We start from the raw sequence: 11,614 nt of genomic DNA, 5'->3' as shown, positions 1-11,614 counted from the left end.
CTCGCGAAGTAGCTTCTTGCGAACTAGTTTTTACTAAGTTGCTTCTTGCCACTTGTTTTTGGCTAAGTTGCTTTTTGCAAAATAAATCACTGCGCTTTTAAGTACACGCTCGGTTTGGTTCGACACACCACCCAGGCTGGATAAACGCCCGCAAGCACGGCTGTCGAAATAGCGATAGCTGGCGTGATAATCCACATACTGGCATCAAGGCCTGTTACCGCGGCGTCCATGCCAAACTCACCATGTAAGATTGATAGTGCGCCCCACGCCCAAAGCAGACCAACGACACCACCGATAAAGCCAATCACGCCCACTTCAACCATATACTGGGCGAATATTTGCCCCTGGCTGGCACCAATGGCTCTACGTACTCCTACCTCTGGCGCGCGTTTTAGGAATTTAGTTAGCAGTAATCCAAGAATGTTCACTAAACACACACTTAAAAACAGCGCGCTTAGCCCAACCAAAATCTTGCTGTCACGAGGAACCACATTGTTATCCTCTAACCACTTATCTACATCGCTTATTTGCGCCAACTCAGTCACTTGCTTGGCTGTGTCGGTATAACGCCCCATTTGCCTTTGCTCTATAACATATTGGGTTAGCCATTGCTGCAGTTGCGCTTTATCTTCTTTAGTATCTAAAAATGTCCAAAATTGAATCCACACCTTTTCAGAGTTGAGCCTGTCTTGATGGTTGAGCATAGGCTCAAACTTCCAACCACTGGTGTTGCCCCAAACAGCAAACTCTTGCTCTGCGACTAACGAAAATGGAATAAAGATTTGTTCGGCATCATTAAAAGGGCCATTAAGTGGGTCAAAATACTTAGGCTGCGGATTCCATTCTTTTATCACCCCAGCTATTTGAAACGGCTTGCGGTCTAAAAACACCGTTTGCCCAACACTATTAGCACCATTAAAGAAGGTTTGATTAAGCTGCTCACTGATAACAACTTGATAACCGCCCTGCACGTCTACCTCTGCCGCCCATTTATCACCGTATAAAAACTCCACCTCGAAAATGTCGAAAAAGTCACGGTCAGTCATGCGCACGCTGTTAAGTTCAGGCTTGATGTCTGTGTTTTCGGATTGAATAGCCAAGCCTGTACGAAAGGATGCAGCTTTTAAGGAAATATCCTGGTTATTGCGCAGATTCATAGCATCGGTATAGGTGATGTTTGAACTAAACTCATCCCAGGTATCAAGCCCTTGCGTCCAAAGCTGAATCGAGTTGATTTGCTCACTACGATCGCCTGCGGGGTTATAAGACATGGTCTTGTAAACATTAAGAGTGGTGATGGTAATTCCAATACCAATCGAGATAGCAAGCACCATTAGCAGCGACAAAATAGGCGTTTTTTTAATGCTGCGCCAGGCAAGATCACAATAATAAATAAACATAATGACCTCCGCTTACTGACCACTATTGGCGACTTGTTGCAGCTCTTGCATCATCTGCTGCGGCTTTTGATACTGAGTAAAATCACACACCTGACCGTCGACAATTTGAATATTGCGCTGGGCGCGGCGAGCAAGCTCAACATCATGGGTCACCATAATGATGGTAGTGCCAGACTGATTAATATCTTCAAGCAGCTCCATCACCTGACGCGCCATTAAGCTATCTAAATTACCGGTTGGCTCATCGGCGAGTAAGAATCTAGGCTCGCCTGCAAGTGCACGCGCAATAGCTACGCGTTGCTGCTGACCACCAGAAAGCTGAGTTGGCAAGTGCTTCATTCTCGATGCTAACCCCACTTTCTCCAACGCCTCAGTCACACGGCGTTGGCGCTCTTTGGCATTGATGCCACGATAGCGCAATGGCACTTCAACGTTCTCAGCTAGGTTTAAATCAGGAATTAGGTTAAAGCCTTGAAAGATAAAGCCAATCTTTTCGTTACGTACTTTAGCGCTGTGGTTATCTGATAGGTTCGATACATTGACGCCATCAAGTAAATACTCACCTGAGCTAAAACCTTCTAGTAAGCCTGCTATGTTCAAAAACGTAGTTTTACCTGAGCCTGACGGGCCAGTTACCGCCACAAATTCGCCTTCATTAACTTGCAAACTAAAGTCTCGCAGCGCATGGGTCTCCACTAAATCCGTTTTAAATACCTTGCTGATGTTGGTCATGGTTAACATGGTGATGTCCTTGTAATCTAATTCTGTTGTTTATAAATGTTGCTGACGGTTAAAACAGCCAATCCAATATCAGCCGCATAAGCTCTGCTGCGTTAATTCGTAACGCCTCGCCTGAAATACTGATAATCGGTGTATCTGGCACTGCTGGCATTTGCATTGAAGTGGTGAATTGCCCGGTGGCATCAATAATTTGAAAACTAACCAGTAACCAGTCGATGCCTTGCTCTAGTCGATAACTAATCGCCAGCGCCAGTACCGCAAGGGCGATAAAACCTAATAACTGCTTTGATTTGCTTGTGTGTCTGCTAACTTGTTTCATCTCTGACTCCACTTCCTTGAATCTTTGTCTTATTGCTAGGTGCTAGGTGCTAGGTGTACTAGCGCAGTTGAATTTGTTTATCGCGACCAAACTCTTCAGTACCTGATACCACCCAAACATCGCCCTCATTAGCACCTGCGATAACTTCAACATGGCTCATGCTACGCGCGCCTAGCGTCACTTCCGCTAGCGAAGCGACATCATCATTCACCACAAAGGCACTTGCGCCGCCATGATTTAAAAAGTCGCCACGTTTTACCATCAGCACATCTGGGCGATGCTCTAGCAATACACGGGCTGAAAGTCGTTGATTTTGTCTAAGAGATAATTCATCGGTTGGGGTGAAGCGCACTCTGGCAACCACTTCACGATTGCGCACTTCAGGAGAAATAGATGCCAGCTGACCTATCACCTTGATATGACCAAAGCTCAGCTCAACATCCATGCCTATTCCGAGGTCATCAGCGTAAGATTCAGGCACAGCTAACTCAGCTTCAAAGGCGCTTAAATCCACAACCGTTAGCAATGATTGGCTAGCACCAATACGCGCTTTTTGCTCGACTAACCAATTACCAATAATGCCGTCAACAGGTGCCTTGATATTCAGCGCTTCAATTTGTCTTGCTAGCTCATTGACCACTAACGCTTGACGGTCAACTTCTAAAGCGCGGTTTTTTAACTCAAAGGTTAAGGTATCGCGCATCAGGTCAACTTCTTGCAACGCATGCTTATGCAGCAGCTTAGCTTTATGCAGATCATCTTTGCCTTTTTCAAAGTCGATGCGGCTAATTAGGCTGGTTTCAATCAATTGATCGCCGCGGCGACTTTCACGATCTGCTGCTTCTAAATCCACTTTGGCCATATCGAGCACTTGACTAACGCGCAGCTGCTCACGCCTTGCATCAAGCTTGGCGCGCTCTAAATCGCTTTGCATCGCGGCAAGTAACGATTTTTGTTGCTCAAAACGGCTTTGCAATTTAGGGCTGGCAATGGTGGCGACCACTTGCTGGGCACTGACAGTGTCACCAGGCTGACTCAGTAGGGTTACCACCCCTTGCTCTGTGCTGTACAAAATCGGCGCGTTTGCCGCAACAATTTTACCCGTCGCAGCAATATCACGAACCAGAGTGCCGCGACTCACGGTAGCGAAACGGAGTTGCTCACTGTCTACCGAGCGAATGCTGGTATCACGGTCGAAACTGGCAAAGCCAAGAGCGCTAACCAGTAATAAAGCGCCACCAGCAACTAAAGGTATGCGGAATTTCTGCCCTAGCTTTTGCCCTAGCGTAGGTGCGATAACGGTATCTTGTGCACTGGTATCTTTAATCATCTGTCGTCCTTAAACCCAATCGAGCTGTCCGCAACAATATTCAATGACTAGATACAGCACAGAGTGTGCCATAACGAATAAAACACTACATAACAGATAGTTAGACTTTAACAGGTAAATTAAAAGTGTCCGCGGACACTTAATAATCTATGAACGGACACAAAAAAAGTGTCCGGCGGACACTTTTGAGTTAAGTGAGGTTTACTTATTCGAACTTAGGTGGACACTAGGTCGATGACTAGGTTAGAGATTGACTCAACAAAGTCGCTATCTCGCCTTATCAATCGCCTCACACATAGCGCGAACGCCTTTAACCGCTCGCGGCGCGGCGCGGTGAAGTAAGTCGGCATCTAACTGATAAATGTGCTTATTGCTCACTGCTGGTAACTCTGGCCATTTGCTCCATTCAATACCAAGGTAGTTACCCTTTTCCTGACTTTGCAAAATCACCTCTGCGCCGCCTAACAGCACGTTTTCAATGCTCACTATCGGGTATTCACTTGCTGCATCATAAAAGATGTTGTCGCCATTACAGGCGCTGATGATTTGCTCAATCCAACTGCCCTTTGCCACTGTGCGCAGTGGGTTTGACCACAGCTGGTAAAAAACCTTTACTGGCGCTTTTGTCTGGTACTGGGCACGAATTGCGGCAAGCTCAGTTTCATACGCCGTCGCGGCTTGCTCAGCTTGAGAGCGATGACCGGTTAGCTCGCCCAGTTCACGTAAATGCTTGGCAACATCATCTAAGGTTTTGGCGCTAGAGTTGTAGATAGGAAAACCAAGCTCAATGAGTTGATTAATATCATTAAGCTTGTTGCCTGATTGCCAAACCACGATTAAATCTGGGTCAATCTCAATCACACGCTCGATTTGAATACCATGATAACCGCCAATACGCGGAATTGATTTAGCCGCTTCTGGGTAATCAGCGTGTTCAGTAGTGCCAAGGATTTTATCTCCTGCGCCGATGGCGTATAGCAGCTCGACAGAGTGCGGTGACAAAGCGATGATTTTTTTCGCAGGTTTCACGCTTGTTTCAAAGCTGTTTGCTTCAGAGCGGTTAGTCTCAGCTTGGCTGTTAGCTTCAGAGCGGCGAGTCTCAGCTTGTACTTGCAAAGTAATGACCATTGCAGAGGCAGATAATCCACACACCACAGCAAAGCCTAAAAGGCGGCACGCTTTAGCAGCTACCCTTGTTCCTACTCCAAATGACCCAGCTCCTAAGGACTCTGCTCCCAATACCGCCGCAGCCTTTGATTTTTTTACTAACAAAACAATTCCTTATCCCCAGCTTTATCTGGCGCTAGTCTACCAAATTATCGGGCCAACCAAAGTCATCGATATAAGATTGTAAGTTCTTAGGACGGTAGCTTGCGTCATTGTCCCAGCGCTGTTTTACTGAGCGGTGGATCAGCACTGGCGCAACCTGGTTATCTAGATCGCGATAAAATTTACGTTTAATGCGATAAAAACTGCGCCTTGAATTGTGCAGTCTTGCCATCGGTGTAGGCGCGAGTCTGTCAGTAAGATGAGCCTCAATCTGCAAATTTGCGGCTGTTGCCTGCTGCAGCATCCAAATAAGTGCGTTGTCAGATAACATTTGCCCATTTTTATCGGGTAAATAGCTACCACCAATATTGCTGTGGGCGCCTGCAAACCAAACCTGCTGCATGTCTACACCGTCACGTACCTGCCAAATTGTCGGCTCGAAATCACGTCTATGCTCGTCGATGGCTAAAGCGTGACGGGCAATCGACACATTGCTACCTATCTTGGTATCGTAAAACTCGTCTTTATCTTCAAACAAACCCAGCAGTGAACTAGGTATCCCCATTGCGCCAACGGTATCCCAAACACCAACAAAGTGAATTTGCCTTGACTGATGGCTGTACTGCGCGCGAAATTGCAGCGATTTAGCACCATCTGGTGCATAGGATTTAGCTTGGGTTTTATAATGGTCAAATGCTTGCTGGATCAGTTTGGCATCAGCGCGTTTTACTATGCCGCAATTGTTGATCAGCCCGCATAGACAGCGCACGGTATAAGCACCTCGGCTAAAGCCAAATAAATAGATTTGATCGCCAGCTTCATAGTTCTGCACTATGTAGCGATAGCAGTCGACAATATTTTTATGTAACCCTCGACCTGTAGCACCGCCAATCACATTGTCGTAATACGAACCTACGCCCCAGTCGTAAAACACTTGCTGATTGACCCCATCACTTGCCACAGGCGTTATCGCTCTGGCAAGCTGCAGTACATTACTGGCTTGATCTTTAGTTAGATCTTCTTCTGGTCGATTCCAGGTGCCATCAGCACATATCACTATCCGTTTTGCCATTTTAATCCCTCGCGCATCGTGCAGCTATTACCATACAGGCAAAAGCTGCAGTTTGCTTAATACCTATGATTGCTTTTGTCGCTAGTTCAACTTTTGCTGAGAAGTTTCAACGAAAGTTTGGCTGATATTTTTAACCGTATTGTGTATCACACCCTCTAAAAACCGCAGCAATTATTATTGATAAGTTAACTAAATTAGCTAATTGATATATTTGGAGCGATTCCATTGCTTAGTCCTTGCAATACGCTATTTTACAACGCAAAATCGCGCGGTTATTACAACATCCCCATGATAAGACATTTACGCCACCGCTATTTAGCTAGGTTTATGTCACGAACTGGTAACGATACACTGCACAGAGAGCAAGATGAAACAGTCAATCCTCCATCCACACAGATTGAATCAAGTAAGCAAGCTTGTTACCCGCATCGCTTCATCAAAAGCCCTGAAAACCGGTTTGATCGCCGGTGCATTAACCTTACCCGGCTATATGACTGTCGAAGCTGCGCAGTGTAAAACCAGTTCGCAACACGCAAAAATGCCAGCACTGAAAAAAGGCAAGTTCAGTGTTAATCGCATTACCAAAAACGTGTATATGCATAGCTCGTACGTGCAAACGCAAAACTTTGGCATGGTTGGCTCAAACGGATTAATTTATGTGGATGGTAAACAAGCCTATTTGATCGATACGCCGTGGACAGCAGAAGACACCATGCAACTGGTCGCCTGGGTTGATAAGCAAGGTTTAACCTTAGCAGCTAGCATTTCGACCCATTCCCATGCTGATCGTACTGGTGGAGTTGGCTATTTAAACAGCATTAACGTGCCAACTTATGTGTCTGACAAGACCAATGCGCTGCTACAAAAAACAGGTCAGCCACTGGCAAGCGAGAGCTTTAGTGGTGACTTTTTTGCAATGCTAGAGAATAAAATTGAAGTCCACTATGTTGGCGCAGGCCATACCGAAGACAACCTAGTCGTCTGGTTACCTGAACATAAATTCCTGTACGGTGGCTGCCTAGTAAAAAGTATCCGCAGCCGCACTTTAGGTTATGTGGGTGAAGCCAATATTGACGCCTGGCCGAGCTCAATTGCCCATCTTAAAGACAAATTCAAAGATGCAAAAACCATCATGCCTGGCCATGGCGCCATTGGCGATCAGTGTCTGCTAGATCACACCATAGATCTCATTGAAAAATACACCGCGGGTATGATGAAGTAAGCCTAGCGGTTCGCTATTCAAAGCTAGCTCGAACAAAGCTAAACATCACTGAATGTGAGAGCCACCTTGTTGCTAAGGTGGCTTTGTTATTTAGAGGCTATGTTATTTAGTGACTCTGTTAGCTTACTTCTATTAGCTAGCTTACTTTTAACGGTAGCTTTTTGGGTGACCGTTAGTAATACTGGCGCTATAAACGTCACAAGTATGAGCCACAGCTAGGTGCAGCTGCTAAAACGAAAGCGCGCTAATATTCTCCTATGATCAATCAAATCAATCTCGCGGACCTTAGGGCATTTGTAATAATTGCCGAGCAAGGCAACCTCACTAAAGCGGCTGAAATACTGGCCGTTTCGCGCTCCCATGTGTCACGTCAATTAAGCTCGCTTGAAAAGCAACTAGGTGTCACCCTGGTGATCCGCACCACTCGCAGCTTAAAGATCACCCAAGCAGGTGAACAGCTATTAAAACAGGCACAAACAGCATTAAACCAACTTGATCAGGCGCTACTTGCCACCATTGATGATAATGACGCCATTCGCGGCAAACTCGCAATCAATTGTGTTGGCGGTCCGATTGGGGAAGATGTGGTTACTGAACTGATTAGCGATTTTATGCTGCAACACCCTGAAGTGGATATCGAGCTCGATTTTAGCAGCCATCGAATTGATCTGATTAAAGATGAGTTTGACCTGGCATTTCGTATGGGTGAGTTAGATGATGCAGGTTTCGTTGGCCGTAAATTAATGCAAATAGATATGCTTACCCTAGCCAGCCCAGCTTATTTAGCGAAGTATGGCAAGCCAAAGCATCCAAGCGAACTAAAACACCACCGTTGCATTACAGGGTCAGTGACTCAATGGCGCTATCGCGCAAGCGAAGCAAATACAGAATTGAACAACACGGCTACTGACAAAAACGGCTCTGTGCAGCAGCAAACTAGCCCTCATTACGAAGTCAATATTGCGGGTAAACTTCGCTGTAAAAATGGTCGTACTTTGGTTAACGCAGCGCTTAAAGGCAACGGCATTATTCGCGTGCCTGAAATGTATTGCCGAGCACAAATTCAGTCAGGTGAACTCGTCGCAATTATGCCCAATTGGCATATCGCCAGCGTCCCCTTTTATGCTATTTATCATAAAGACAAATATCAACCAAAACGCCTCCGTGCCTTTATCGAGTTTTGTGTTGAGCGCTTTAGGTATTAGGCATGCACTACAAGATAAAGATGACATAGACCCAATTGTACCTATGCCAAATTGGCATACTTTAAACCCACAGCGTCCCCTTTTACGCCATTTACCATAAAGACAAATATCAACCCAAGCGCCTGCGTGCCTTTATTGAGTTTTGTGTTAAGCGCTTTAGGTAGTGATAGCATGCGCCATAAAACAATGATGACAGAGACCCAATTGTACCTATGCCAAATTGGCATACTTTAAACCCACAGCATCCCCTTTTACGCCATTTACCATAAAGACAAATATCAACCCAAGCGCCTGCGTGCCTTTATCGAGTTTTGTGTTAAGCGCTTTAGGCACTAATAGCTATCTAATTTAGTAGCCTTTTTAAAAAAGCATTGATTCACAAGCTATAAAAATACAAAAGGAAGCACTTGGCTTCCTTTTGTTTAAGTGCGGCCAACACTGCCATCTACACGCTACCTAACTCTACCATTAACGCGCTAATTAACACTAAGAGCTAATTATGGCTGCTGACGTGTTGGTGCCAATGCAATCTCACGAATACACACATTTTGTGGTTGGCTATAGGCAAAGCTTACCGCGCGCGCCACATCATCAGCAGCTAATACGCCGCCCATGTCTTGTTTCCAACTATCGTAACCAGCTTTGATTTCATCAGATGTTGTATGTGATAACAGCTCAGTTTCAACGGCACCTGGAGAAATCGTGGTTAAACGCACATCACTATCTGCGACTTCTTCACGAACGGTTTCAGTAATAGCGTGAACCGCGAATTTAGTACCACAGTAGGCGGCATGGTTAGCAAACGTTTTACGACCAGCAATCGAGCTGATATTAATCACAGTACCTGTTTTACGCTGCTTCATATCCTTAAGTACAGTTTGCATACCGTGCAATAGCCCCATGACATTGACATCAAACATACGCTGCCACTCGTCACTATCTTGAGTGTCGATTTGACCAAGCAACATCACGCCTGCATTATTAATTAAGCAATCTACCGCGCCAAATTGTGCCTCAGCCTTTGCCACTGCAGCACTAAACGCTTGTTTGTCAGTCACATCAACTGCTTCACAAAGCGCATTTGGTAAATTTAGCGCAGTTATACGCTCAACACGACGAGCAATCAGTAGTAGAGGATGACCCTCATCGCTCAAACGTTTTGAAATGCTTTCACCAATACCTGAACTTGCACCTGTAATAACCACTAACTTTTTCATCGCTTACCTCTAACTTGTATATCTACCAATTCAGTTTGCGCAGCCGGTATCTAGTTGGCTGCGACAGTGAGGTAATAATAACGAGTCAAGTTTTGTTGATATATAGCGATAAAGCTCACAGACTGTTGCCAAATTACAACAATAAAACTTAGGTTTGGGCTTGTGGCTTAGCTTTGAGGGCTAAGCTTTGAGAATCGAGAATTAAAATTGCTGATTGGTTTAGCTTTGCTCCGCTTTAGCTTGTTGACGTTTAGCGCGCTTTTTCTTGTAGTGCGCTTTAGTGGAGATATACAAGGTCTTCTTCACTTCGCAAAATACCTTGTCTCTGGCTTTGTTGGTTAATTGGGTAGTTTTAATCAGGTTGATTTCTTGTTGCTGCTCAACATCGCGCTTGATTTGCTCAAGCTCTTGCTCAGTAAATACAAAATCAGCATATAAATCTTCACGGGCTGGCGCTTTAAAGTAGATTTCAGCTGACTTATCCCACACCACATACTGACTATCAAGCAGGTTAATCAGTTGCACCATAGGAATTGGGTCAACCGCAGAAAACATACTGCCACCAAAGATAGAGCCTACATAGTTGCGGTTGCGGTAAGACAAAGGTAAACGCATAGTCACCTCGGTTAAGTCTTTCGACACCGATACTATCCGCCCAGTACTGCGACGATACATAGGCAGCCAATTAAAACCGTATTTAAACAGCTTATCTTGACCAATTAGCTTAGGCCCAACTTTGGCAATCTTTTGATAGATAGTCACAGGCAACTTCTCCCTAACTTGCTCAGCAATAAAATCAAACACTCGTTTGAACAGAGTATAGAAAACTCAAGTTGGAGTAAATGCCCTATTACTGCAAGCCCACCACTACGACTACAACACTAAACTACTTATCTAAATTGGGTCAGAGTAAACCTATAAAGCATTGATTAAACTTAACTTTAAAAAGTAGTTTTATTCCAAATGGAATCAGTTAAGCGTTATCTAAAGAACAGATACCTATTCCCAAGCTTGCTAGGCTCTTAAGCTTATTCTGTTTTAAAGAGGGCTCAAGATGATGTATCGACGCGCAACTATTGAAGATGTCAGCCAATTAGTTGCTTTGCAGCAATCCTGCCATATCGACAGTCTCGACGGGCAAGATAAGTCGCAAGGGTTTCTCAATACTGTATTAAGCGCTGAGCAACTCACTCACATCATCGAAACAGAACAAACGGTTTACGTAGCTGAGTTAGGCATCGCTGAGTTAGACGTCGCTGAACTAAAAGCTGACAAGTCGAAAGTAAAAGAACTCAATACCTCTGGGCCTTATAACTCTGAACTCAGCGTTACTCAGCAACGCAGGCAAATTGTCGCCATGGCGGTTTGTGCTTCATGGCAGTTTTGGCAGTGCTCTGCCACGCTGACTCAGCTAAGTGGAAGCCTAGTGAACATTAGCCATAAACAAGGTGTTATCACTCCAGCAAATAGCTATTTTTGGGGACCTGTATGTGTGGGTGAGCAGTGCCGCGGCCAAGGAGTATTTGCCAAACTTTACGAGTACAGCGCAATGGAAATGGCAACAAACTACCAGTTTGTTTACACCTATGTTCATCAAGATAACGCCCGCTCTCTTGCGGCTCACATCAACAAAGCTGGTTTTAGCTATATCAAAGATATTGAATTTAACGGCGATACCTTCAAAGAGCTTATCAACACCACTTCCAGCAACTAAAGCAGCAAATTGGGTCAGAGTAAAACGCTAAGCAACTGAATTTATTACAAGTGAAAAGACTCATCTATGCACTTAGATTTCAATTTGGTTGCTTAAGACTATCAAGGTAAAATAGCGCGAATTTT

The 11,614-nt window shown here is 44.9% G+C and carries 11 protein-coding genes; 3 read left to right on the top strand and 8 right to left on the bottom strand.

Annotated features, from left to right (window positions below; genetic code table 11):
- Positions 1 to 86 precede the first annotated feature (86 nt).
- The 6 genes from G3R49_RS05040 to G3R49_RS05015 all read right to left on the bottom strand — a co-directional run bounded on the left by G3R49_RS05040 (position 87) and on the right by G3R49_RS05015 (position 6,131).
- Positions 87 to 1,400: an ABC transporter permease gene (locus tag G3R49_RS05040; RefSeq protein ID WP_167868827.1), complete on the bottom strand. Its 1,314-nt coding sequence runs from the start codon at positions 1,398 to 1,400 to the stop codon at positions 87 to 89.
- Positions 1,401 to 1,412: 12 nt separating this feature from the next.
- On the bottom strand, positions 1,413 to 2,141 hold the full coding sequence (locus G3R49_RS05035) for an ABC transporter ATP-binding protein (RefSeq protein WP_130597985.1): 729 nt from the start codon (positions 2,139 to 2,141) through the stop codon (positions 1,413 to 1,415).
- Between the two features lie 49 nt (positions 2,142 to 2,190).
- Positions 2,191 to 2,460 (bottom strand): hypothetical protein, encoded by a 270-nt coding sequence (locus G3R49_RS05030; RefSeq protein WP_130597986.1) that lies wholly within the window; start codon positions 2,458 to 2,460, stop codon positions 2,191 to 2,193.
- Between the two features lie 58 nt (positions 2,461 to 2,518).
- Positions 2,519 to 3,790 (bottom strand): efflux RND transporter periplasmic adaptor subunit, encoded by a 1,272-nt coding sequence (locus tag G3R49_RS05025; protein ID WP_167868826.1) that lies wholly within the window; start codon positions 3,788 to 3,790, stop codon positions 2,519 to 2,521.
- A 267-nt stretch (positions 3,791 to 4,057) separates the two neighbouring features.
- On the bottom strand, positions 4,058 to 5,062 hold the full coding sequence (locus G3R49_RS05020; RefSeq protein ID WP_348633907.1) for a cobalamin-binding protein: 1,005 nt from the start codon (positions 5,060 to 5,062) through the stop codon (positions 4,058 to 4,060).
- Between the two features lie 31 nt (positions 5,063 to 5,093).
- Positions 5,094 to 6,131 carry a DUF2235 domain-containing protein gene (locus G3R49_RS05015; protein ID WP_167868825.1) on the bottom strand — a complete coding sequence of 346 codons (1,038 nt, stop codon included), beginning with the start codon at positions 6,129 to 6,131 and terminating at the stop codon, positions 5,094 to 5,096.
- Positions 6,132 to 6,498: 367 nt separating this feature from the next.
- Here G3R49_RS05015 and bla point away from each other — a divergent pair, with 367 nt between their 5' ends.
- Together bla and G3R49_RS05005 are read left to right on the top strand one after the other, a co-directional pair.
- The gene (bla, locus tag G3R49_RS05010) at positions 6,499 to 7,353 is read left to right on the top strand and encodes a subclass B1 metallo-beta-lactamase (protein ID WP_167868824.1); all 855 of its coding nucleotides are present in this window, start codon (positions 6,499 to 6,501) and stop codon (positions 7,351 to 7,353) included.
- A 257-nt stretch (positions 7,354 to 7,610) separates the two neighbouring features.
- Positions 7,611 to 8,558 carry a LysR family transcriptional regulator gene (locus G3R49_RS05005; RefSeq protein ID WP_167868823.1) on the top strand — a complete coding sequence of 316 codons (948 nt, stop codon included), beginning with the start codon at positions 7,611 to 7,613 and terminating at the stop codon, positions 8,556 to 8,558.
- Between the two features lie 497 nt (positions 8,559 to 9,055).
- On the opposite strand, the gene G3R49_RS04990 is transcribed toward G3R49_RS05005, so the two are convergent.
- Positions 9,056 to 9,775 (bottom strand): SDR family oxidoreductase, encoded by a 720-nt coding sequence (locus G3R49_RS04990; RefSeq protein ID WP_167868822.1) that lies wholly within the window; start codon positions 9,773 to 9,775, stop codon positions 9,056 to 9,058.
- A 219-nt stretch (positions 9,776 to 9,994) separates the two neighbouring features.
- Positions 9,995 to 10,537, bottom strand: a complete 543-nt coding sequence (locus G3R49_RS04985) for a DUF4442 domain-containing protein (RefSeq protein ID WP_130603241.1) — start codon at positions 10,535 to 10,537, stop codon at positions 9,995 to 9,997.
- A gap of 292 nt (positions 10,538 to 10,829) precedes the next feature.
- Here G3R49_RS04985 and G3R49_RS04980 point away from each other — a divergent pair, with 292 nt between their 5' ends.
- Positions 10,830 to 11,489 carry a hypothetical protein gene (locus G3R49_RS04980; RefSeq protein ID WP_167868821.1) on the top strand — a complete coding sequence of 220 codons (660 nt, stop codon included), beginning with the start codon at positions 10,830 to 10,832 and terminating at the stop codon, positions 11,487 to 11,489.
- Positions 11,490 to 11,614 lie beyond the last annotated feature (125 nt).

Source organism: Shewanella sp. WXL01 (genome assembly GCF_012263345.1).
GTDB classification, from domain to species: Bacteria; Pseudomonadota; Gammaproteobacteria; order Enterobacterales; family Shewanellaceae; genus Shewanella; species Shewanella maritima.
The sequence above is the reverse complement of the archived record's forward strand: the minus strand, read 5'-3'. Positions and strand labels throughout refer to the sequence as shown.